At 68.0% G+C, this 23085-nt stretch carries 21 protein-coding genes; 11 read left to right on the forward strand and 10 right to left on the reverse strand.

Annotated elements, in window-relative coordinates; translation table 11 throughout:
• Positions 1–10: 10 nt before the first annotated feature.
• Positions 11–1102 (reverse strand): class I SAM-dependent methyltransferase, encoded by a 1092-nt coding sequence (locus tag G578_RS27680; RefSeq protein WP_051245235.1) that lies wholly within the window; start codon positions 1100–1102, stop codon positions 11–13.
• A 177-nt stretch (positions 1103–1279) separates the two neighbouring features.
• Between G578_RS27680 and G578_RS0121995 the strand changes: the two genes are divergently transcribed.
• A complete protein-coding gene (locus G578_RS0121995) occupies positions 1280–2473 on the forward strand; it encodes a phosphoglycerate kinase (protein ID WP_028796062.1) in 1194 nt (397 codons plus the stop codon).
• 199 nt (positions 2474–2672) lie between these two features.
• Positions 2673–4274, forward strand: a complete 1602-nt coding sequence (locus G578_RS0122000) for a phosphoenolpyruvate carboxykinase (RefSeq protein ID WP_281169194.1) — start codon at positions 2673–2675, stop codon at positions 4272–4274.
• 20 nt (positions 4275–4294) lie between these two features.
• On the opposite strand, the gene G578_RS0122005 is transcribed toward G578_RS0122000, so the two are convergent.
• From G578_RS0122005 to G578_RS0122020, 4 genes are all read right to left on the reverse strand, one after another.
• A complete protein-coding gene (locus G578_RS0122005; RefSeq protein ID WP_028796064.1) occupies positions 4295–4906 on the reverse strand; it encodes an ATP-dependent Clp protease proteolytic subunit in 612 nt (203 codons plus the stop codon).
• A gap of 44 nt (positions 4907–4950) precedes the next feature.
• Positions 4951–5325, reverse strand: coding sequence for an SRPBCC family protein (locus G578_RS0122010; protein ID WP_028796065.1), 375 nt, complete (start codon positions 5323–5325; stop codon positions 4951–4953).
• Positions 5322–5636, reverse strand: coding sequence for an ArsR/SmtB family transcription factor (locus G578_RS0122015; protein WP_028796066.1), 315 nt, complete (start codon positions 5634–5636; stop codon positions 5322–5324). Before G578_RS0122015 ends, G578_RS0122010 begins: the two co-directional genes overlap by 4 nt.
• 108 nt (positions 5637–5744) lie before the next feature.
• Positions 5745–6203, reverse strand: a complete 459-nt coding sequence (locus G578_RS0122020) for a phasin family protein (protein ID WP_028796067.1) — start codon at positions 6201–6203, stop codon at positions 5745–5747.
• A gap of 327 nt (positions 6204–6530) precedes the next feature.
• Here G578_RS0122020 and mdh point away from each other — a divergent pair, with 327 nt between their 5' ends.
• The 6 genes from mdh to lpdA all read left to right on the forward strand — a co-directional run bounded on the left by mdh (position 6531) and on the right by lpdA (position 15520).
• Positions 6531–7484, forward strand: a complete 954-nt coding sequence (gene mdh, locus G578_RS0122025) for a malate dehydrogenase (RefSeq protein ID WP_028796068.1) — start codon at positions 6531–6533, stop codon at positions 7482–7484.
• Positions 7485–7521: 37 nt separating this feature from the next.
• A complete protein-coding gene (sucC, locus tag G578_RS0122030; protein ID WP_028796069.1) occupies positions 7522–8691 on the forward strand; it encodes an ADP-forming succinate--CoA ligase subunit beta in 1170 nt (389 codons plus the stop codon).
• On the forward strand, positions 8691–9566 hold the full coding sequence (sucD, locus tag G578_RS0122035; protein ID WP_028796070.1) for a succinate--CoA ligase subunit alpha: 876 nt from the start codon (positions 8691–8693) through the stop codon (positions 9564–9566). The genes sucC and sucD overlap by 1 nt, the downstream gene beginning before the upstream one ends.
• Positions 9567–9771: 205 nt before the next feature.
• Positions 9772–12672, forward strand: coding sequence for a 2-oxoglutarate dehydrogenase E1 component (locus tag G578_RS27685; RefSeq protein WP_038015680.1), 2901 nt, complete (start codon positions 9772–9774; stop codon positions 12670–12672).
• Positions 12673–12772: 100 nt separating this feature from the next.
• Entirely contained in the window at positions 12773–14080 is a 1308-nt protein-coding gene (odhB, locus tag G578_RS0122045; protein ID WP_028796071.1) for a 2-oxoglutarate dehydrogenase complex dihydrolipoyllysine-residue succinyltransferase, read from the forward strand.
• Positions 14081–14113: 33 nt separating this feature from the next.
• Positions 14114–15520 (forward strand): dihydrolipoyl dehydrogenase, encoded by a 1407-nt coding sequence (lpdA, locus tag G578_RS0122050; RefSeq protein ID WP_028796072.1) that lies wholly within the window; start codon positions 14114–14116, stop codon positions 15518–15520.
• Between the two features lie 112 nt (positions 15521–15632).
• Here lpdA and G578_RS0122055 read toward each other — a convergent pair whose 3' ends face one another.
• Positions 15633–17837, reverse strand: a complete 2205-nt coding sequence (locus G578_RS0122055; protein WP_051245157.1) for a primosomal protein N' — start codon at positions 17835–17837, stop codon at positions 15633–15635.
• A gap of 237 nt (positions 17838–18074) precedes the next feature.
• On the opposite strand from G578_RS0122055, the gene fsa reads away from it, so the two are divergent.
• From fsa to G578_RS0122070, 3 genes are read left to right on the forward strand one after another with little or no spacing between them, the layout of a single operon-like run.
• A complete protein-coding gene (gene fsa / locus G578_RS0122060) occupies positions 18075–18749 on the forward strand; it encodes a fructose-6-phosphate aldolase (RefSeq protein ID WP_028796074.1) in 675 nt (224 codons plus the stop codon).
• Positions 18746–19483, forward strand: a complete 738-nt coding sequence (locus G578_RS0122065) for a DUF484 family protein (protein ID WP_028796075.1) — start codon at positions 18746–18748, stop codon at positions 19481–19483. Before fsa ends, G578_RS0122065 begins: the two co-directional genes overlap by 4 nt.
• Complete coding sequence (locus G578_RS0122070) at positions 19462–20424, forward strand: tyrosine recombinase XerC (RefSeq protein WP_028796076.1); 963 nt, start codon at positions 19462–19464, stop codon at positions 20422–20424. The genes G578_RS0122065 and G578_RS0122070 overlap by 22 nt, the downstream gene beginning before the upstream one ends.
• A gap of 77 nt (positions 20425–20501) precedes the next feature.
• Here the strand turns inward: G578_RS0122070 and G578_RS0122075 are convergent, their stop codons facing one another.
• The 4 genes from G578_RS0122075 to G578_RS0122090 form a co-directional block, all read right to left on the reverse strand.
• The gene (locus tag G578_RS0122075; RefSeq protein WP_028796077.1) at positions 20502–21308 is read right to left on the reverse strand and encodes an N-acyl homoserine lactonase family protein; all 807 of its coding nucleotides are present in this window, start codon (positions 21306–21308) and stop codon (positions 20502–20504) included.
• Between the two features lie 96 nt (positions 21309–21404).
• Entirely contained in the window at positions 21405–22004 is a 600-nt protein-coding gene (locus G578_RS27690) for a GNAT family N-acetyltransferase (protein ID WP_038015683.1), read from the reverse strand.
• A gap of 77 nt (positions 22005–22081) precedes the next feature.
• Complete coding sequence (locus G578_RS0122085; RefSeq protein ID WP_038015686.1) at positions 22082–22510, reverse strand: DUF6691 family protein; 429 nt, start codon at positions 22508–22510, stop codon at positions 22082–22084.
• Positions 22511–22514: 4 nt separating this feature from the next.
• Entirely contained in the window at positions 22515–22946 is a 432-nt protein-coding gene (locus tag G578_RS0122090) for a YeeE/YedE family protein (protein WP_211228993.1), read from the reverse strand.
• Positions 22947–23085 lie beyond the last annotated feature (139 nt).

Raw genomic sequence — 23085 nt, forward strand, 5'->3', positions numbered from 1 at the left:
GTGAGGAAGCCTACCGCTTGCCGCCGACGAACACCTTCGACAGATACGCTCTCTCCATCGCGTCCACCGCGAACCCGGCCGCCGCCAGGAGCGACGGGACGTCGGCGCCGATCCAGTCGGCGTAATACGGCTCGTGGAACTGCTCCGGGAAACTCCGCAGCACCGGGTCCAGCGCCGGGGTGTCGCCGAGCTGGAGCGAGTCCACCAGCACCAGCCGGCCGCCCGGCCTCAGCACCCGCCGCACCTCGGCCAGAACCTCGGCGCGGATCTTCTTCGGCAGTTCGTGGAACAGGTAGCTCGCCGTCACCAGATCGACCGAGCCGTCGGGCAGCGGGATCGCCTCCGCCTTGGCGCGATGCCAGGTCACGTCCCGGCCGGCGAGGCGGCGCTGCGCCTTGTCCAGATACGCCCGCGACAGGTCGAGCCCATGCAGATCCAGCGCCGGGGCCGCCTGCCCCACCGCCTCCAGCATGGCGCCGGTCCCGGTCGCCAGGTCGAGCAGGGTGACGCCGGCGCCGAAGCCCGGACCGTCGGGCGAGCCGCGGGCCCGCAGCCAGTCCACCACCGGCACCACGCCCTGGCGGCGCATGGCCTGGGCCAGGCCGCCGAACAGCACCTCCACCTGGGTGTCGTAGAGATCCGCCGACTCCTCTGTCAGCCAGCCGCCGGACTGGTAGTGGAAGTTCTGCAGGTAGTAGCGCGGATAGCCGTCCTCCTCCGGCACCGGCTCGACGGCTGGCTCCTGGCCCTGCTTCAGGCGCCGGCGCAGGGCCACCCTGGGCAGGTCGCGCCAGTAGCCGGCCATCTCGCCCACCGCCGCCGGTCGGGGCCGCAGATCGGCCGGCATCGGGTAGGTGCCGTTCCGGACATGGGCCGCGTCGCGGGCCATCAGGGCCAGCGCGCCCCGGCTGAGGGCCGCCTGGATCCGGGCGCCCCGGAGCCGTCCGCGCAGGGTCGGCCGGCGCTTCTCGGTCGGGTCGATCCGCGCGAACCAGGACCGGGTCGCCAGGTAGTTCCCGAGATACCAGGCCATCCGTGTGCCCTGGCCGAGGCCGTAGCCGAGCAGTGCGCCGGGCCGGCCCGATTGTGTCGTGATACTCATGGGGAAGAAATCGGTCCGCGCGGCGGTCAATCAAGAGTTGGGGCAAGAGTTCGCCCCTGGACGCCGCACACGGCCGGAGCCCGCGTCGCAAGGGTTGTCGCACCGGCTGCGCTGTGGCACATCCCGGCGCAACCCGGATCGACAAGGGCCGGTTTCGTAGCTGGGGAGAGACCCGAGATGGCCGATTACCGTACTCTCGACGGCGCCGATGTCGCCGGTAAGCGCGTGCTGCTGCGCCTGGACCTGAACGTGCCGATGAAGGACGGGGCCGTGACCGACGCGACCCGGATCGAGCGGGCCGCCCCGACCGTCGCCGAACTGGCGGAAAAGGGCGCGAAGGTCGTCGTGGTCTCCCATTACGGCCGGCCCAAGGGCAAGCCGAACGCCGAGATGTCCCTGAAGCCGATCGTCGAGCCGCTGTCCGCGGCCGTCGGCCGCCCGGTCGCCTTCGCCGAGGACTGCATCGGCGCCGCGGCCGAGAGCGCCGTCGCCAAGTTGGGTGACGGTGACGTCGTGCTGCTGGAGAACCTGCGCTTCCATGCCGGCGAAGAGGCGAACGACCCGGCATTCGTCGCCGGCCTGGTCAAGCTGGCCGACCTCTATGTGAACGACGCCTTCTCCGCCGCCCACCGGGCCCACGGTTCGATCGACGGGGTGGCGCGCAAGCTGCCGGCGATCGCCGGGCGGCTGATGGAGGCCGAGCTGAAGGCCCTGACCCGCGCCCTGGAGCGCCCGGAGCGCCCGGTCGCCGCCGTGGTCGGCGGGGCCAAGGTCAGCACCAAGCTGGACCTGCTCGGCAATCTGGTCTCCCGGGTCGACGTGCTGGCCATCGGCGGCGGCATGGCCAATACCTTCCTGCATGCCGGCGGGGTGGAGATCGGCAAGTCCCTGGCCGAGCGCGACCTGGCCGACACCGTGAAGGAGATCCAGGCCAAGGCGGAGTCCGCCGGCTGCGACATCCTGCTGGCGGTCGATGCGGTGGTCGCCGACACCCTGGCGGCGGGGGTGGAGACGCAGACCGTCGATATTCTCGATGTTCCCGCGGATAAAATGATCCTCGATGTCGGTCCCAAGACCGTGGCCGCCATCGCCAAGCGGCTGGAGGACTGCAAGACCCTGGTGTGGAACGGCCCGGTCGGCGCGTTCGAGACGGCGCCGTTCGATGCCGGCACCAACGCCCTGGCGAAGGCCGCCGCCGACCTGACAGATCGCGGCCAGATCCTGTCGGTGGCGGGCGGCGGCGACACGGTGGCGGCCCTGGCCCATGCCGGGGTGATCGACCGGTTCTCCTACGTCTCGACGGCGGGCGGCGCCTTCCTGGAATGGCTGGAGGGCAAGGACCTGCCGGGCGTGGCGGTGCTGAAGGCGTGACGCCCGGTGCCGACGGCGCGACACTCGGTGCCGACGGCATGACGCACAGGGCATTGTGCGACGGCATCGCGCGACGTATCGCCGCGCCGCCGGAGACCGAATTTCCGGGCGGATCGTTGCCTTTCGGTGACAGTTCGCCTATCCAAACGACGTCCGGCCACGAAATGAGCCGGCATTCAGCATTACCTGGAGAGGACACGTGGGCAACAGCGCGACACGCATGGACCTGACCTCGCACGGCCTGACCAATCTCGGCACCCAGCACTGGGATCTCGGCTCGGCCCTCCTGACTGAACACGCCATCCGGCGCGGCGAGGCCCGGCTGTCCGCCCATGGGGCGGTGGTCGTATCGACCGGCGAACACACCGGCCGCTCGCCCAAGGACAAGTTCATCGTCCGCGACGGCGCGACGGAGAGCACGGTCAACTGGGGCAGCATCAACCAGCCGATCGACCGCAGCCAATTCGACGCGATGCATGCCCGGGTCCAGGCCTACTACCACGGCCGCGACGCCTTTGTGCTGAACTGCTACGCCGGCGCCGACCCGGACCACCGCCTGAAGGTGCGGGTGGTCACCGAGACCGCCTGGCAGAACCTGTTCGCCCGCAACATGTTCATCCGTCCGCCGGCGGAGGACCTGCCGGGCTTCGAGCCGGACTTCACCATCCTGCACGCGCCGGGCCTGACGGCCCGCGGCGAGCGGGACGGGGTGCGCTCCTCCACCTTCATCCTGGTCGATTTCGACCGCCGCATGATCCTGATCGGCGGCACCAGCTATGCCGGCGAGATCAAGAAGTCGATCTTCGGCATCCTGAACTACCTGCTGCCCGAGCGCGGCGTCATGCCGATGCACTGCTCCGCCAATGTCGGTCCCAAGGGCGACAGCGCGATCTTCTTCGGCCTGTCCGGCACCGGCAAGACGACCCTGTCGGCCGACGGCAGCCGCACCCTGATCGGCGACGACGAGCACGGCTGGTCGGAGAACGGCATCTTCAACTTCGAGGGCGGCTGCTACGCCAAGGTCATCAAGCTCAGCCAAGAAGCCGAGCCGGAGATCTGGGCCGCCTCCCACCGCTTCGGCACGGTGCTGGAGAACGTGGTGATGGACCCGGTCACCCGGATGCTGAACCTGGACAGTGCGGAACTGACCGAGAACACCCGGGCCTGCTATCCGATCGACTACATCGCGAACACCTCGACCACCGGCATGGCCGGCCATCCGGTGAATGTGGTGATGCTGACGGCCGACGCCTTCGGCGTGCTGCCGCCGATCTCCAAGCTGACGCCGGAACAGGCGATGTACCACTTCCTGTCCGGCTACACGGCACGGGTGGCCGGCACGGAAAAGGGTGTGACCGAGCCGCAGGCGACCTTCTCGACCTGCTTCGGCGCGCCGTTCATGCCGCGTCACCCGAGCGTCTACGGTGAGATGCTGCGCGAGCGGATCGCCCGCCACGGCGCCACCTGCTGGCTGGTCAATACCGGCTGGTCCGGCGGCCGCGCCGGTGCCGGCGGCGAGCGCATGAAGATCGCCTATACCCGCGCCATGGTCCGCGCCGCCCTGGACGGCACCCTCAGCGGCGCGCCGGTGCAGGATGACGGTCATTTCGGCCTGCTGGTGCCGGAGAGCTGCCCGAACGTGCCGACCGAGGTGCTGCGTCCGCGCGGCGCCTGGAGCGACGGCGCCGCCTACGACACCACTGCGGGCGAGCTGCGCGGCCGGTTCGTTGAGAACTTCAAGCCGTTCGAGGCCTTCGTCGACGACAGCGTCAAGGCCGCCGGCGTCCGCCGCGCCGCCTGATCCGAGTTGCCTGCCGGGCCTCAGTGTCCGGCAGGCGCCACACTCCTCTCGACCACCCGATCGATGAGCCCCCACTCGACCGCCTCTTCCGCCGTCATGAAGCGGTCGCGGTCCAGGGTGCGTTCCACCTCCTCCTCGCTGCGGCCGCAGTGTTCGGCATAAAGCCGGATCATTCGTCGCTTGGTGCGCTGCATCTCCTCGGCATGGATCAGGATGTCCGACGCCTGGCCCTGGAAGCCGCCGAGCGGCTGGTGGACGTGCAGGCTGGCATTGGGCAGTGCCGCCCGCGCCCCCGGCTCGCCCGCCATCAGCAGGAACGGCCCCATGGAGCGCGCCGTGCCCATGCACAGGGTCTCCACCGGCGCCCGGACGTAGCGCATGGTGTCGTACATCGCGAGACCGCTGGTGACCACGCCGCCGGGTGAGTTGATGTACAGATGGATCGGCTTGCGCGGGTTCTCGGCCTCCAGAAACAGCAGCTGGGCGCAGACCAGGGCCGAGACCGTGTCGTTCACCTCGCCGTTCAGGAAGATGATCCGCTCCCGCAGCAGCCGTGAATAGATGTCGAAGGATCGCTCTCCGGCACTCGACTGTTCCACGACCATGGGGACGAGCTGCATCGCGTCACGCATCGGTGACCTCCTGGATACCGGTGATATGGATTGGGTCGGGGGTATCAGGCGGCCAACATGACCGGGCCGCGATCGGTGTTCGCCGGCACCTGCCGGTGCGCCGACACCCGGACATCCGTCAGATCGTGGATGATCGTCAGCCGGGTCCCGCCGGCAAGGCCGGGAGCAATCCGGAAGGTCACCATGCTCTCCAGATGCGGCGGCTCGGCGTCGCGCATGCGATAGCGGATCTCCTTGCCCGGTACGGTGTGGACCGGCTCCGGATCTGCAAGATCCTTTTCCGGCAACCAATTCTCCCGCATCTCCGGCGAACTGATCGCCCGCCAGGCGGTTTCCACGGGGGCATTGAGGTCGTAGTCGAACTTCAGGGTCGCGGGGTGTTCTGTCGGCTCCCCCGGCGCGCGCTTCGGATCGCTCATGGCTCCATATCCTTCAGAAGGTCCGACAAGGCAGTGACCCGGGCCGGCCAGTAGGCGCGGTACCGTTCCAGCCATCCCGCGATCAGGGCCAGGCCTTCCGGGTCGATCTCATAGTTCACGACGCGTCCCTGGCGCTCCTCGCGCACCAGTCGCGCCTGACGCAACACGGAGAGATGCTGGGAGATGGCCGGCTGGCTGATCGACATGCCCTGGCGCAGCGCGCTGGCATTCATCCGGCCTGCGGCAAGCTTCTCGAAAAGGGCCCGTCTGGTCGGGTCGGCCAGCGCCCTGAAGATCTCGTTCTCGATCATGCCAACACATAAGCACAGGCTTATGTGTTGGCCAAGGGCAAAACAAGACCGACCACGCAGCGCGGTTCATATCGCTGCGTGGTGCTGTTCGAACGGTGCTTTGCCCGTTTAGGCCGACGGCGTCTGGGTCACGTCGCTGACGACCTTCTGTCCGATCTCGCCCAGCTTCTTGGCCTCGGTCATATAGTCGTCGGCCGCCTTCTTCATCCATTCCTGCTGCATCTCCGCGGCCTGGACGAACGAGCCGCAGCCGGCCAGGGCGTGGCCGAACTCGGCGTCGTAGCGCAGACGCTGGGCGACGAACCGGGTCATTTCCTGATTCAGCTCGGCCATGCCCTCGACATAGCGGCCGAAGGCCTGGGACGTCGCCTCCACCAGCGGCCCCTGAAAGGCGGTGAGGGTCGCGGCCTGCTTGTCGGCCGTCTCCGTCCACCCGTTGGATTGCGCGACATCGTGCGCGGCCTTGGCCATCGACTTCGTCGTCTTCTCCACCGCCTCGCGTCCGGCCTTCACCGACTCGTCGACGGTCTGTTCGATTTCGGAGGTCTCTTTCGACTGCTTGTTCATGGTGCACTCCCTTGACATTGGCGACCCCCCGCCCGGGTCAAACGGCGGCACTTGTGGCGCTCCGTACGGTCTGCGGACCCGGCTGTTCGCTACGGTATGGGAGTCAGGTTGCAATCGTGTTGATCTGAATCAACCGGGTTGAAAAAGTCGATTTTTCCGCTCTCAGCCCCTTCCGATCCCCCCAAGCTCACGATTCGCTCCCACACGCGGTTGCCCGCGCAACGGAAACGCGCTATGCCGCATCGCACATATCTCGGGCCGTCGCCGGCCGCCTCAGCCGCCGGCAGCCGCGGGATGTCCAGGCCAACGCTTGCGACAGGGGAAATCATGGCTCGCAACAAGATCGCGCTCGTGGGCGCGGGTAATATCGGTGGCACGCTGGCGCTTCTCGCCGGCCTCAAGGATCTCGGCGACGTGGTGCTGTTCGACATCGTCGACGGCGTGCCGCAGGGCAAGGCGCTGGACATCGCCGAAGCCTCGCCGGTCGAAGGCTTCGACTCGGTGCTCACCGGCGCCAGCAGCTACGAGGCGATCGCCGGCGCCGACGTGGTGATCGTCACCGCCGGCATCCCGCGCAAGCCGGGCATGAGCCGCGACGACCTGATCGGCACCAACGCGAAGGTCATGAAGGCCGTCGGCGAAGGCATCAAGGCCAACTGCCCGGACGCGTTCGTGATCTGCATCACCAACCCGCTCGACGTCATGGTCGGCCTGCTGCAGAAGTACAGCGGCCTGCCGAAGAACAAGGTCGTCGGCATGGCCGGCGTGCTCGACAGCGCCCGCTTCCGCTACTTCCTGGCCGAAGAGTTCGGCGTGTCGGTCGAGGACGTGACCGCCTTCGTGCTCGGCGGCCATGGCGACACCATGGTGCCGCTGATCCGCTACTCCACCGTCGCCGGCATCCCGGTTCCCGACCTGATCAAGATGGGTTGGTCGAGCCAGGAGAAGATCGACCAGATCATCCAGCGCACCCGCGACGGCGGTGCCGAGATCGTCGGCCTGCTGAAGACCGGCTCGGCGTTCTACGCCCCGGCCAGCTCGGCGATCCAGATGGCCGAATCCTACCTGAAGGACAAGAAGCGGGTCCTGCCCTGCGCCGCCTATGTGGACGGCCAGTACGGCCTGAACGGCCTGTATGTCGGTGTCCCGACCGTACTCGGCGCCGACGGCGTGGAGAAGATCGTGGAGATCGAGCTGAACGCCGACGAGAAGGCGATGTTCGAGCACTCGGTCAACGCCGTTAAAACCCTCAACGAAGTCGCCGCGGGCCTGCCCGATTGACGGGTAAGCGCGTTCGCACCGTACGGAGCGGGGAACGATGAACATTCATGAGTATCAGGCCAAGACTCTCTTGGCCAAATTTGGCGTCGCCGTGCCCAAGGGCGGGGTGGCGTTCACCCCGGACGAGGCCGTCAAGGTCGCCGAAGGGCTGGGCGGACCGGTCTGGGTCGTCAAGGCGCAGATCCACGCCGGCGGCCGCGGCAAGGGCGGCGGCGTCAAGGTCGTGAAGTCGATCGACGACGTCCGGGCCGAGGCGGAGCGCATGCTGGGCATGACCCTGGTCACGCACCAGACCGGCCCCGAAGGCAAGGAAGTGAAGCGGGTCTATGTGGAGGACGGCTCCGACATCGCCCGTGAGCTGTACCTCTCCTTCCTGGTCGACCGGTCGACCTCGCGGGTAACCGTGATCGCCTCCACCGAAGGCGGCATGGACATCGAAGAGGTCGCCGAGAAGACCCCGGAGAAGATCCTGACCGTGGCGATCGACCCGGTGACCGGCATGTCCGGCCACTACGCCCGGCGGATCGCCTTCGCGCTCGGCCTCGAGGGCAAGCAGATCGGTGCGGCGGTCAAGTTCATGACCGGCCTGTACGACGCCTTCACCGGCCTCGACGCGTCGCTGATGGAGATCAACCCGCTGGTGGTGACCGGTGCCGGCGACCTCATCGCGCTCGATGCCAAGATGAACTTCGACGACAACGCCCTCTACCGTCACAAGGACGTCGCCGAGATGCGCGACGAGGACGAAGAGGATCCGATGGAGCTCGAGGCGGGCAAGTACGAGCTGAACTACGTGAAGCTCGACGGCTCGATCGGCTGCATGGTGAACGGCGCCGGCCTGGCGATGGCCACCATGGACATCATCAAGCTGTACGGCGGCGAGCCGGCCAACTTCCTCGATGTCGGCGGCGGTGCCACGAAGGAGCGGGTGACCGCGGCCTTCAAGATCATCCTTTCCGACAAGAACGTCGAGGGCATCCTGGTCAACATCTTCGGCGGCATCATGCGCTGCGACGTGATCGCCGAGGGCGTGGTCGCCGCGGCCAAGGAGGTAAGCCTCCACGTGCCGCTGGTGGTGCGCCTGGAAGGCACCAACGTGGAGCTCGGCAAGCAGATCCTCGAGGACAGCGGCCTGCCGATCGTGTCGGCCGACAACCTCGGCGACGCCGCCCAGAAAATCGTCAAAGCCGTGAAGGAGGCCGCATAATGGCCGTTCTTATCGACGAGAACACGAAGGTCATCTGCCAGGGTTTCACCGGCAGCCAGGGCACCTTCCACAGCGAGCAGGCGATCAAGTACGGCACCAAGATGGTCGGCGGTGTGACCCCCGGTAAGGGCGGCCAGACCCATCTCGACCTGCCGGTGTTCGACACCGTCGAGGACGCCGTCAACAAGACCGGCGCCAATGCCAGCGTGATCTACGTGCCGCCGCCCTTCGCGGCGGACTCGATCCTGGAGGCGATCGACGCCGAGCTGCCGCTGGTGATCTGCATCACCGAGGGCATCCCGGTCATGGACATGATCAAGGTCAAGCGCGCCCTCACCGGCACCAAGACCCGTCTGATCGGTCCGAACTGCCCGGGCGTGATCACCCCGGACGCCTGCAAGATCGGCATCATGCCGGGCCACATCCACAAGCGCGGCAAGATCGGCATCGTGTCGAAGTCGGGCACGCTGACCTACGAGGCGGTGGCGCAGACCACGGCGGCCGGCCTCGGCCAGTCGACCTGCGTCGGCATCGGCGGCGACCCGGTCAACGGCACCAGCTTCATCGACGTGCTGGAGATGTTCCTGGCCGATGACGAGACCCAGGGCATCATCATGATCGGTGAAATCGGCGGCTCCGCCGAGGAAGAGGCGGCCGAGTTCCTGAAGTCGAACGCGAAGAAGAAGCCGGTCGCCGGCTTCATCGCCGGTGTGACCGCCCCTCCGGGCCGTCGCATGGGCCATGCGGGCGCCATCATCGCCGGCGGCAAGGGCGGTGCCGGCGACAAGATCGAGGCCATGAAGTCGGCCGGCATCAAGGTGTCGGACAGCCCGGCGGCCCTCGGCGAGACCATGGTCGCGGCGATGCGCGGCTGACAAAAATCCAGGGCGGGGCTGCCACGGCCCCGCCCTTCGGTCCCCGCCCTTGATCCGTCAGGGAGATCGGTGGACCATGGAAATATCACTGAATGTTAACTATTCATTCGGTGTAGTGGCAGGGACGACGCCGGGGAGAGCCGGCAGGTGGGGCCGCCGACGCGGGTGGATGGCTCCGCAGCGAGCGCAGAGGCGGTAGACGCACATGTCCATGGACTATCAGGACTATACCTTTCTGAACGGTGCCAACGCGCCGTTCATGGCGGAACTTTTCGCACGTTACCTGGAGAATCCGGCCTCGGTCGACGAGAGTTGGCGTCAGTATTTCGACGCCCTGAGCGACGATGTCGACGCCGCGACCACGGATGTGCGCGGGCCCAGTTTCGCGGCCCGGACCACCAAGATCATCGGCGCGACCGACCCCGACGCGGCCCCCAAGAAATCGGGCAAGAAGGCCGACGCGACCGCGCTGTCCACCGACGACGTACGCGCCGCCACGCTCGATTCGCTCCGCGCGATCATGATCATCCGCGCCTATCGGATCCGTGGCCACCTCAAGGCCAAGCTCGATCCGCTGGGCCTCGAGGAGCCGACGCCGCATCCGGAGCTCGATCCGGCGACCTACGGCTTCACCGAGGCCGACTGGGACCGGCCGATCTTCATCAACAACGTGCTCGGCCTGGAAACCCCGACCCTGCGCGAGATCATGGACGTGCTGGAGGGCACCTATTGCGGCTCCATCGGCGTCGAGTTCATGCACATCCAGGATCCAGCCCAGAAGGCCTGGATCCAGGAGCGCATCGAGCAGATCCGCAACCAGACCGACTTCACCCCGCTGGGCAAGCGCACCATCCTGGAGCGGCTGACCGCGGCCGAGAGCTTCGAGAAGTTCCTCGCCGTGAAGTATGTCGGCACCAAGCGCTTCGGACTCGACGGCGGCGAGACGCTGATCCCCGCGCTGGAGCAGATCCTGAAGCGCGGCAGCCAGCTCGGCCTGGAGGAGGTGGTGCTGGGCATGCCGCACCGCGGCCGCCTGAGCGTGCTCTGCAACTTCATGAGCAAGCCGTTCCGCGCCATCATCTCGGAGTTCCTGGGCAATCCGGCGAACCCGGAGGATGCCGGCGGGTCGGGCGACGTGAAGTACCACATGGGCGTGTCGGCCGACCGGGAGTTCGACGGCGCCAACGTGCACCTCACCCTGAACGCCAACCCGTCGCACCTTGAGATCGTCAACCCGGTCGTGCTCGGCCGCGTGCGCGCCAAGCAGCAGCAGCGCCAGGACACCGACCACAAGAAGGTCATGGGCATTCTGCTGCACGGCGACGCGGCCTTCGCCGGCCAGGGCGTGGTGGCGGAGACCTTCGATTTCTCCGGCCTGCGCGGCTACAAGACCGGCGGCACGATCCACATCATCGTGAACAACCAGATCGGTTTCACCACCAGCCCGCACTACTCGCGCTCCTCGCCCTATCCGACGGACGTGGCGAAGATGGTGATGGCACCGATCTTCCACGTGAACGGCGACGACCCGGAAGCCTCCGTGCATGTCGCGCGGATCGCCGCCGAATTCCGCCAGGAGTTCGGCTGCGACGTGGTCATCGACATGATCTGCTACCGCCGCTTCGGCCATAACGAAGGGGACGAGCCGCGCTTCACCCAGCCGCTGATGTACGAAAAGATCGGCGGCCATAAGACCACGCGGGAGCTCTATTCCAACAAGCTGGTCGAGGAAGGCACGCTGACCAAGGACGAGGCGGACAAGATTCTCGCGGACGAGAACGCCTATCTCGCCGAGGAATTCGAGGCCGGCCTGTCCTACAAACCGAACAAGGCCGACTGGCTGGAAGGCAAATGGTCCGGCCTGAAGGTCGCCTCCGGCGATGCCCGGCGCGGCGCCACCGGCGTCGACATCGAGGAACTGAGACGTATCGGCGCCAAGCTCTGCGAGGTGCCGGAAGGCTTCAACCTGAACAGCAAGCTCAACCGCTTCATCGCGTCGCGCCAGAAGGCGTTGGACAGCGGCGAAGGGATCGATTGGGGCACCGGCGAGGCGCTGGCCTTCGCTACCCTGCTGACCGAGGGCTTCATGGTCCGTCTGTCCGGCCAGGACAGCCAGCGCGGCACCTTCTCCCATCGCCATTCGGTCTATATCGACCAGAAGACCGAAGAGCGCTACGTCCCGCTGAACAACATCCAGGACAATCAGGCGCATTACGAGGTCATCGACAGCCCGCTGTCGGAGGCCGGTGTGCTCGGCTTCGAATACGGCTACAGCCAGGCCGAACCGAATGCCCTGACCTGCTGGGAGGCCCAGTTCGGCGATTTCGCCAACGGCGCCCAGGTCATCATGGACCAGTTCGTCTCCTCCGGTGAGGCGAAGTGGCTGCGCATGTCCGGTCTGGTGATGCTGCTGCCGCACGGCTACGAGGGCCAGGGGCCGGAGCATTCCTCGGCCCGGATCGAGCGGTATCTGCAGCTTTGCGGCGAGGACAACATGCAGGTGGTGAACTGCACCACCCCGGCGAACTTCTTCCATGTCCTGCGCCGCCAGCTGCATCGCGATTTCCGCAAGCCGCTGATCATCTTCACGCCGAAGTCACTGCTGCGCCACAAGCTGGCGGTGTCGAAGCTGGAGGAGATGGGCAGCGACACGACCTTCCACCGGGTGCTCTACGACAACGAGAGCCTGTGCGCCGACAAGGATGTGAAGCGCGTCGTGATCTGCTCGGGCAAGGTCTACTACGACCTGTACGAGGAGCGTCAGAAGCGCGGCATCAAGGACGTCTTCTTCCTGCGGCTGGAGCAGATGTACCCCTTCCCGCGCAAGGCGCTGCTGCAGGAGCTCTCCCGCTTCCCGCAGGCCGACGTGGTGTGGTGTCAGGAGGAGCCGGCGAACATGGGTCCCTGGACCTTCGTGGACCGCCGCCTGGAAGACGTGCTGATGGAACTGGACGGCGCCTGCAAGCGGCCGCGCTATGTCGGTCGCCGCGAGGCCGCCTCGCCGGCCACCGGCAATGCCAGCCGCCACGCGCGCGAGCAGGCCGCCCTGGTCGACGAAGCCCTTACCGTGGACATGGCGAGCAAGGGACGGATGGCGGCCGAGTAAGGCCTGAAACGTCGAGATGCTGACACCATATGCAACCCAACACGACGGACGCCCCGGCGGGCCCGCCGACGCATGACGAAAGATGAAGAGGACCAAGGGTATGGCGACGGAGATCAAGGTTCCGACACTCGGGGAGTCCGTCTCCGAAGCGACGGTCGCGAAATGGATGAAGGCGCCGGGCGACGCCGTAGCCGCCGACGAGCCGTTGGTCGAGCTTGAGACCGACAAGGTCACCCTGGAGGTGAACGCGCCGGCCGCCGGCGTGCTCTCCGAAATCTCCGCCAAGGAAGGCTCCGAGGTCGAGGTCGGCGCCGTGCTCGGCACCATCGACGAGGGCGCGACCGCCGCCCCGAAGAAGGACGAGCCGAAGAAGGAAGCCGCGCCGGCCAAGGAAGAGGCCTCCAAGGAGGAGCCGAAGAAGGCCGAGGCGCCCAAGGAAGCGCCGAAGGAAACCGCCACGTCGGCGCCGGCCGCCCAGTCTTCCGGCAGCTACGACGTCAAGACCATGTCCCCGGCCGTGCGCAAGCTGGTCGACGAGAACAACCTGGACCCGGCCAAGATCAAGCCGACCGGCAAGGACGGCCGTCTGGTCAAGGAAGACGTGCAGAAGGCGATCGAGGCCGGCACCGCGAAGCGCTCGTTCAGCGCCGCCCCCGCCGGCGGTGCCACCGCCGCGCCGTCCGGCCCGCTGCCGCCGCGCCCGAAGGATGAGCGCGAGGAGCGGGTGAAGATGACCCGCCTGCGCCAGGCCATCGCCCGGCGCCTGAAGGAAGCCCAGAACACCGCGGCCATGCTGACCACCTTCAACGAGGTGGACATGACCAACGTCATGGCCCTGCGCAACGAGTACAAGGAGAGCTTCGAGAAGAAGCACGGCGTGAAGCTCGGCTTCATGAGCTTCTTCGTGAAGGCCTGCATCGCCGCCCTGCAGGAGCTGCCGGCGGTCAATGCCGAGATCTACGGCGACGAGATCATCTACAAGAACTACTTCGATGTGGGCGTCGCCGTCGGCACCCCGTCGGGCCTGGTGGTGCCGATCCTGCGCGATGCGGATCAGCTCTCCTTCGCCGGTGTGGAACAGGGGATCAACGCCCTCGGCGTGAAGGCGCGCGACGGCAAGCTGTCCCTGGCCGAGATGCAGGGCGGCACGTTCACCATCTCCAATGGCGGCGTCTACGGCTCGCTGATGTCGACGCCGATCCTCAATCCCCCGCAGTCCGGCATCCTCGGCATGCACAAGATCCAGCCGCGGCCGATGGCGATCGGCAACTCGGTCGAGATCCGGCCGATGATGTACCTGGCGCTGAGCTACGACCACCGGATCGTCGACGGCCGCGAGGCGGTGACCTTCCTGGTCAAGGTGAAGGACGCCATCGAGGACCCGCGCCGCCTGCTGCTCGACCTGTAAGCCAACCGCCACGATTACCCTTGGGGAGTTCCCATGTCTGACAAGTACGATCTCGTGGTCATCGGCGGTGGGCCGGGTGGCTATGTCGCCGCCATTCGGGCCGCTCAGCTCGGCATGAAGACCGCCTGCGTCGAGAAGCACAGTGCCCTCGGCGGCACCTGCCTCAACATCGGCTGCATCCCGTCCAAGGCGCTGCTGAACGCCTCGGAAAAATACGCCGAGGCGGAGCACCATCTGGGCGATTTCGGCATCGAGGTCTCGGCCCCGAAGCTGAACGTCAAGAAGCTGATGGAGAAGAAGACCGAGATCGTCACCGGCCTGACCGACGGCATCGGCTTCCTGTTCAAGAAGAACAAGGTCGACTGGCTGCAGGGCACCGGCAAGGTCACCGCCCCGGGCAAGGTCGAGGTCACCCCGGCCAAGGGCAAGAAGCAGACGGTCGAGTGCGACAAGATCCTGATCGCCACCGGCTCTGAATCCACCCCGCTGCCGGGAGTCGAGGTCGACGAGAAGCAGATCGTCACCTCCACCGGCGCGCTGGAGCTGACCAAGGTGCCGAAGCACCTGATCGTCATCGGCGGCGGCGTGATCGGCCTGGAGATGGGCTCGGTGTGGAAGCGCTTCGGCGCCAAGGTCACCGTGGTCGAGTTCCTCGACCGCATCGTGCCGACCGTGGACCAGGACATGGGCAAGCGCTTCAAGCGGGTCCTGGAGAAGCAGGGCATCGAGTTCAAGCTGTCGACCAAGGTCACCGGGGCGAAGACCACCAAGACCCAGGTCACCCTCACCCTGGAACCCGCCGCCGGCGGCGATACCGAGGAGCTGAAGGGCGACGTGGTGCTGGTTTCCATCGGCCGGCGCCCGTATTTCGAGAGCCTGGGCCTGGACGACCTCGGCGTGGAGCGCGACAAGCGGGGCTTCATCCAGGTGGACGAGGACTATCAGACCAACGTGAGCGGCATCTTCGCCATCGGCGACGCCATTCCGGGTCCGATGCTGGCCCACAAGGCCGAGGAAGACGGCATCGCCGCGGTGGAGATCATGGCCGGCCAGTCCGCCCATGTGGACTACAACCTGGTGCCCAACATCATCTACACATGGCCGGAAGTGGCCTCGGTCGGCCAGACCGAGGAGCAGCTGAAGGAAGCCGGGATCGAGTACCGCAAGGGTGTGTTCCCGTTCTCCGCCAACAGCCGCGCGCGGGCCAATGCCGACAGCGAGGGCCAGGTGAAGATCCTGGCCGACAAGAAGACCGACCGGGTGCTCGGCGCCCATATCCTGGGGCCCGATGCCGGCACGCTGATCCACGAGATCTGCGCGATCATGGAGTTCGGCGGCTCTGCGGAAGACGTTGCCCGCACCTGCCACGGCCACCCGACGCTCAGCGAAGCGGTCAAGGAAGCGGCCCTGGCGGTCGACGGCCGGCCGATCCACATCTGAGGTCAACGGGGGGCGCGGGATGCCGGCGCCCTCCCCTGACATTCCCGAGCCGCCCCGCTCCCTTACACACGGCCCGGACCTGTTCCCGGGCCGACCCGTCCGCGCGCCGCGGTCACATGAAGCTGTAGGGATCCACGTCGACCTGCAGCCGGACCGAGGTCTCCAGCTTGATCGGTGCCAGCCAGTCGCGCAGCACCTGCTGGACGTTGACCTGTCGGCCCGCCTTGACCAGCAGGCGGCGGCGGTGGCGGCCGCGCAGCATGGTGATCGGAGCGGGGGCGGGCCCCAGGATGGTCACGCCGTTCAGTCGCGGCGCCGCCCGGGCCACCATCCGGGCCGCCGCATCCGCGCGGTCGGCGTCGGGTGCGGAGATCACGATCCCCGCCAGCCGCCCGTAGGGGGGCATGCCCGCCGCCTTGCGCTGGTCGATCTCCGACTGCAGAAACGACTCGCGGTCGCCGGCCGCCAGGGCCTGCATCACCGGCGTCTCCGGCGCGTGGGTCTGCAGCAGCACCCGGCCCGGCCGCTCGGCCCGCCCGGCGCGGCCGGAGACCTGGTGCAGCAGTTGATAGGTCCGCTCCGAGGCCCGCAGATCGCCGCCGGCCAGCCCGAGATCGGCATCCACCACCCCCACCAGGGTCAGCCAAGGGAAGTTGTGCCCTTTGGCCACCACCTGGGTCCCGATGATGATGTCGACCTCCCGCGCCCGCACCGAGCGCACGAACTCCGCCGCCTTGTCCGGGCCGGTCAGGGTATCGGAGGAGGCGAGCTGGAAGCGGGCGTCCGGGAAGCGGACGAGCACCTCCTCGGCGAGCCGCTCCACCCCCGGGCCGCTGGCGACGAAACTGTCCTCCGCCTCGCAGGACGGACACTGCTTGGGCAACCGGGCCGACAGGCCGCAATGGTGGCAGACCAGACGGCCGAGCAGCCGGTGCTCCACCAGCCAGGCGGTGCAGTTCGGGCATTCCAGCCGGTGGCCGCAGGTCCGGCACAGGGTCAGCGGCGCGTAGCCCCGGCGGTTGAGGAACAGCATCGCCTGCTCGCCCTCGTCCAGGGTGCGCTGCACCGCCTCGACCAGCGGCGGGGAGAGGAACGTGCCGCGCTCCGGCGCATGCTTGCGCAGGTCGATCAGCGCGACCTCGGGCAGGGTGGCGGAGCCGGGCCGGGCGGTCAGGTGCACCGCGCCGTAGCGGCCCTGGCGGACGTTCTCCACCGTCTCCAGGCTCAGCGTGGCGCTGACCAGGGCGATGGGGATGCCCTCCAGCCGGGCGCGGACCACGGCCATGTCGCGGGCGTGATAGGCGACCCCGTCCTCCTGTTTGTAGGCCGATTCGTGCTCCTCATCGATCACGATCAGGCCGAGCTCGGCGAAGGGCAGGAACAGGGCGGAGCGGGCGCCCACCAGCACCCGCACCGAGCCCTCGGCCACCGCCCGCCAGGTCTCGCGCCGCACCTTCGGCTTCAGATCCGAATGCCACACGGCCGGTTCGACACCGAAACGATCGGCGAACCGCTCCAGCCACTCCGCCGAGAGGGCGATCTCCGGCAGCAGCACCAGGGCCTGACGGCCGGCAGTCAAGGCGGCGGCGATCGCCTCGAAATACACCTCCGTCTTACCCGAGCCGGTGATGCCGTCGACGGCGGTGACGGAGAAGGCGTGGGCATCGACCTTGGCGCGCAGGGTCTCGGCGGCGGTCTGTTGCTCGCCGCTGAGCGTCGGCCCGTCGCGGGTGGCGTCCGGCGTCTCGAAGGGGGCCGGCTGGGCGACCGTATGGGGCGCGACCATGCCGCAGTCGATCATGCCCTTGATCACCGAGGGACCGACCCCCGCCTCGCGGGCGAGGTCCTTCTGTTCCAGGGCCGGACCGTCGCTCAGAACCGACAGCACCCGGCGGCGGGCGGGGGTCAGGCGGGCCTGGCCGGTCCAGTCCTCCTGCGGGCCGGCGGTGTGAACAACCACCGGAGCCGGCGGTTCGAAGGCCGAGGGCGTGCTGATCGCCATGCGCACCACATTGCCGCGCGGCGCCAGCGTCCAGGCCGCCGTCCATTCCACCAGATCGATCACAGTCCTGGGCAGGCGCGGCACGTCCAGCCGCCGGAACACCGCGCGCAGCCGCTCGGGCGCGACCGCGTCGCCGCCGCCGGGACCGAGCACGACCCCGACCATGCGCCGCTGGCCGAGCGGCACCTCCACCACATCGCCGCGCGCCAGCTCCAGAGCCGGATCGGCCTTATAGTCATAGGCGACGTCCAGCGGCAGCGGCAGCAGCACGCTGACGCGGTCGAACGGCTCGTCGAGGGGCAGAAGATCGGTCACGGTCGGATCATGATGGAACAGACTGGGTTAGGAACAGACTGGGTCGGGCGCTGCGGGAGGGGTCGCGCGCACGAAAAATCTGGCGAGTGTGGCCCGCCGAGGCCGCCGTCACAACGCATGCCTAATTTGCACATGCGAAACCCGGCTCTCCGGTGGCCGCTCACCGGGGGATGGGGTAGACTCTCGCCTGCGACTCGCGTACGCCTCCGCCAACTGCCGAACACGGAGACGAGCCCCATGAAGTTCTTCATCGACACTGCCGATGTCGCGGAGATCCGCGACCTTGCGTCGACCGGCATGGTCGACGGGGTCACCACCAATCCCTCGCTGATCGCCAAATCCGGCCGGCCGATCGCCGAGGTCATCGCCGAGATCTGCGACGTGGTCGACGGCCCGGTCTCCGCCGAGGTCACCGCCACCGATCACGAGACCATGCTGCGCGAGGGCCGCTACCTGCGCGGCATCGCCGACAACATCGCGGTCAAGGTGCCGCTGACGGTCGACGGCCTGAAGACCTGCAAGGTGCTCGCCGACGAGGGCACGGCGGTCAACGTCACCCTGTGCTTCTCGCCGGCCCAGGCGCTGCTGGCCGCGAAGGCCGGTGCCGCCTTCATTTCCCCCTTCGTCGGCCGGCTGGACGACATCGGCACCGAGGGCATGGGCCTGATCGCCGAGATCGTCGAGATCTACGGCGCCTACGACTTCGCCACCGAGATCCTGGTCGCCTCGGTACGCGGTCCGCATCACGTGGTGGAAGCCGCCAAGCTGGGCGCCGACGTCTCCACCCTGCCGCCGGCGGTGCTGCGGGCGATGTACAATCACCCGCTGACCGACAAGGGCTTGGCCGCCTTCATGGCCGACTGGGCCAAGACCGGACAGTCGATCCTCGCGCCGGAGAGCGACGCCGCATGACCGAGAAGGGGCCCGTTCCGACCACAGCTGCCGGCAAGCCCCGTTCGGGCGAGATGCGCGCGCTGACGGCCGACCGGGTCGCTGCGTATCTGCGGGAGAATCCGGAGTTTTTGAACGAGCATCCGGATCTCCTCGCGGTGCTCGTGCCGCCGGGCCAGTCCGAGGGCAATGTGGTCGATTTCCAGCAGGCGATGGTCACCCGTCTGCGCGAGGAGAACGACAAGCTGCGCGCCGCCCAGGACTATCTGGTCACCACCGCGCGCAACAACCAGTCGATCCAGGCCCGGGTGCATGACAGCGTGCTGGCGATCCTGCGGGCCTCCAGCTTCGAGACCATGATCCAGACGGTGACGGCCGATCTCGCCGTGCTGCTGGACGTGGACGCGGTCACCATCGGGGTGGAGACCGGCGACGTGCCGATCCCCAAGGCCTATGCCGCCGGCATCCGGGCGCTGCCGACCGGCGCGGTGGACGGCATGCTGGGCCCGAACCGGGACGTGCTGCTCTGTTCCGACATCAACGGCGATCCCCGGCTCTTCGCCTCGGCCGCCGGTCTGGTGCGCAGCCAGGCGATCTGCCGCCTGCGGGCCTCCAGCCAGGCGCCCGTCGGGCTGCTGGCGCTGGGGTCGCGCCGGCCGGACGCGTTCCAGCCGGGCCAGGGCACCGAGTTGCTCGGCTTCCTCGGCCGGTCGCTGGAATGCATGATCCGACAGTGGCTGCACCTGCCGAGCTAGAGGCGAGCGGGGCGACCGCCACCCATGCGGACGCGCTGGCGCCGCTGATCGCCGCGTGGCGGGACTGGATGCGGGTCGAAAAACGCATGTCGGCCCACACGCTCGCCGCCTACGAACACGATCTCGGCACCTTCCTGCAGTTTCTCTCCGCCCATCTCGGCGGCCCGGCCAGCCCCGGCGACCTGTCCCGGCTGGGACCGGCAGATTTCCGCGCCTGGCTCGGCCAGCGGGCGATGGCCGGCCTGTCCAAGACATCGACCGCCCGGGCCTTGTCGGTGATCCGCGGCTTCTTCCGCTTTCTGGAACGGCGCGGGGCGGTCTCCAACGCCGGCATCGGCGGCGTGCGCGGTCCGCGGGTGCCGCGCTCCGTCCCCAAGGCGCTGACGGTCGGCGAGGCCGCCGATGCCTTGGAAAGCGTCGGCGATCTGGAGGACGAGCCCTGGGTGGCGGCCCGGGACGCGGCGGTGGTGTCGCTGCTCTACGGCTGCGGGCTGCGCGTCGGCGAGGCGCTGGGGCTCGACCGGTCGGTGGCGCCGCTCGGCGAGGCCCTGTCGGTCACCGGCAAGGGCAACAAGACCCGGCTGGTGCCGGTCCTGCCGGTGGTGCGCCAGGCGGTCGACACGTATCTGAAGCAGGTGCCTTTCGCGCTCGCGCCGGACGGGCCGCTGTTCGTCGGGGTGAAGGGCGGGCGGCTCAGCCCGCGCCGGGTGCAGGAGCGGCTGCAGGTACTGCGCGCCTATCTCGGCCTGCCGGAGAGTGCGACGCCCCATGCGCTGCGGCACTCGTTCGCGACGCACCTGCTGGCTGGCGGCGGGGATCTGCGGGCGATCCAGGAGCTGCTGGGCCACGCATCGCTGTCGACGACCCAGCGCTATACCGATGTGGACGCACGGCGGCTGATGGACATCCACCGCCTAGCCCATCCCCGCGACCGGCGATAGAGCAAGTCACGATCGGATGGAAACATCTGATCGTGTGAATTTGCTCTCTCTTTATTGGGTTAGAGAGCGCGATCGGCTCACCCCCTGTTCGGCATCTCGTCGAGGCGCACCACCGCCCCTTCCAGATCGGCCGACGGCGCCGGGTAGTACCGCATCACCAGCGGGTCATGCCCCGGCACAACATGGTCGGGGCTGTCGGCCAGCATCTCCAACGTATTGAAACCGTTCATCATCTCTCCGAGATTATAGCAGATGATGAAGGGCGTGCGCTGCTCGATGTTCATGTAGAAATGGGCGCAGTCCGAGGCCAGCACGACCCAGCCGCGCTTGGTCCAGACCCGCACCGCCATCAGCCCGGCGGAATGGCCGCCGACCTTGTGGATCGACACGCCCGGCGCCAGTTCGGCATCGCCGTCGTGGAACTTCACCCGGCCCCCATAGACGTTGCGCACCATGTCGGTGACGTGTTCGACATCGAACGGCCGGCGGATCGGCTCGAAGCACATGCAGCGGCCGGTGGCATAGGCCATCTCGCCGTCCTGCAGGTGGAAGGTGGCGTTGGGGAACTGGTCCTGGCCGCCGGCATGGTCGTAATGCAGGTGGGTGATGATCACGTCCTCGACCGTGTCCGCATCGATGCCGAGCAGCTTCACGCCTTCCGCCGGGGTGCGCTCCAGCGGCACGCCCCGCTCCTTGCTCTCGCGCTCGCCGAAACCGGTATCGACGACATAGGTGCGGTTCTCGTTTCGGATCACCCAGACGAAATAGTCGAGCGGCATCGGCCGGTCGTGCAGGTCGCTGAAGATCAGGTTCTGCGAGGCCATGCGGTCGGCCTTATGGGCGTATTTGACGGCGAAGACTTCGTACTGCTCGCGTTCGGCCACGGCGTTTCTCCCTTGGGTCGGTCTTGTTGGTATGTCGGTAGCAGCCCGCGCCCGGATCGGGAACGGGCGATCTGCGCATCACGGCGGGCGGGCGGGTCAGGTGGGCGGCAGGGTCGGATCGAATTCCTCGCGCAGCAGCGCGAACAGGACATGATCCTGCCACTTGCCGTCGATCTTTAGGTAGCGCCGCGCCAGGCCCTCCTCCTCGAAGCCGCATTTGCGCAGCACCCCCTGGCTCGCCTCGTTATGGGGCAGGGTGGCCGCCTCGACCCGGTGCAGGGACAGCCGGTCGAAGGCGAAGCAGCAGGCGCCATGCACCGCCTCGGTCATGAAGCCGTGGCGCGAGAAAGGCTTGCCGATCCAGTAGCCAAAGGTGCAGCTCTGGGCGACGCCGCGGCGGACATTGGCGATGGTGATGCCGCCGAGCAGCGCGTCGTCGTCGCGACGGAACAGGAAGAAGGAATAGCTCTGGTCGCGGGTCCAGTCCTCGGCGTAGCGCGCCAGGCGGCGGCGGAAGGCGGCGCGGGTCAGCGCGTCTTCCGGCCAGGTCGGCTCCCAAGGCACCAGGAAATCGCGGGACAGGGCCCGCAGCTCGGCCCATTCCTGCCAGTCGCCACGCTGCGGCTGGCGCATATAGATGCGCGGCAGCAGCAGGGTCGGATCGGACCGGGACGGCGGAAACAGCGTTAGGACCAAGGAACCGGCTCTCGTCCAAGGATAAGAGCCATATTCTCCACGCCGGACGGCCCCCTGGCAAGCTGGGGTGTGGCCGGTCAGCCCGTTCCGGAGCCACGCAGAACGAGACGCCCGCCGATCCAGAAGCCGGCGATCATGGCGGCGACGAAGATCAGCACCGGCCCTCCGCCCTGGGTCAGGGCCGCGAAGGCCGGGCCGGGGCAGAAGCCCACGAGCCCCCAGCCGGCGCCGAACAGCGCGCTGCCGGCCAGCAGCCGGGCGTCGATGGTCGCGGACGCGGGCTCGGGAAAGCTGCCGCCGCAGACCGGGGCCGAGAGGCGGCGGCGCACCGCCCAGGCGATCGCCATCGGCACCAGGGCGCCGCCCATGACGAAGGCCAGGGTGGGATCCCAGGACCCGTCGGCGACCTGGAGGAAGCCGAGCACCCGGGCGGGGTCGATCATGTCGGAGACCGTGAGGCCGAGGCCGAACAGCAGGCCGCCGAGGAGGGAGACGAGGATGCGCATTGCCCTATCCTCCGATGACCAGCGGCGCCAGACCGGCGACCAGCACGGCGACGGCCATGAAGGTGGCGGTGGCGACCATCGAGCGCCGGGACAGCCGCGACAGGCCGCAGACCCCGTGGCCGCTGGTGCAGCCGTTGCCGATCCGGGTGCCGATGCCCACGAGGAGTCCGGCGGCGAGCAGCAGCGGGACGGAGGGCGTGACGCCGATCTCCACCGGCCCCGCCAGGGCGGCATAAGCCAGCGGGGCGAGGATCAGACCGGCGACGAAGGCGGCGGATTCGAGCCGGCGCCTTGTGACGGCGGCGGTTGCCATGGAAACGGCGATGCCACTGATCCCGGCGATCCGGCCGTTCGCCAGCAGAAACAGCGCGGCGGCCAGCCCGATCATCAGGCCGCCCAGCAGGCCGTTCAGCGCATCCGACAGGTCGAACATCATGAGGCGATCCCCTCAGACGGGTTGAGCTGCGCCACTATCGCCTTGGGAGACGACGAATGTCGCAGAAATCGACGGGCTGCGACGAAGGGCGCGGGGAAGCTGACCGAGGTCCCCCGCGCTCCCCGGCCTTGTGCCGGGG

Origin of the sequence: Thalassobaculum salexigens DSM 19539 (assembly GCF_000423805.1) — a bacterium.
Lineage (GTDB): Bacteria > Pseudomonadota > Alphaproteobacteria > Thalassobaculales > Thalassobaculaceae > Thalassobaculum > Thalassobaculum litoreum.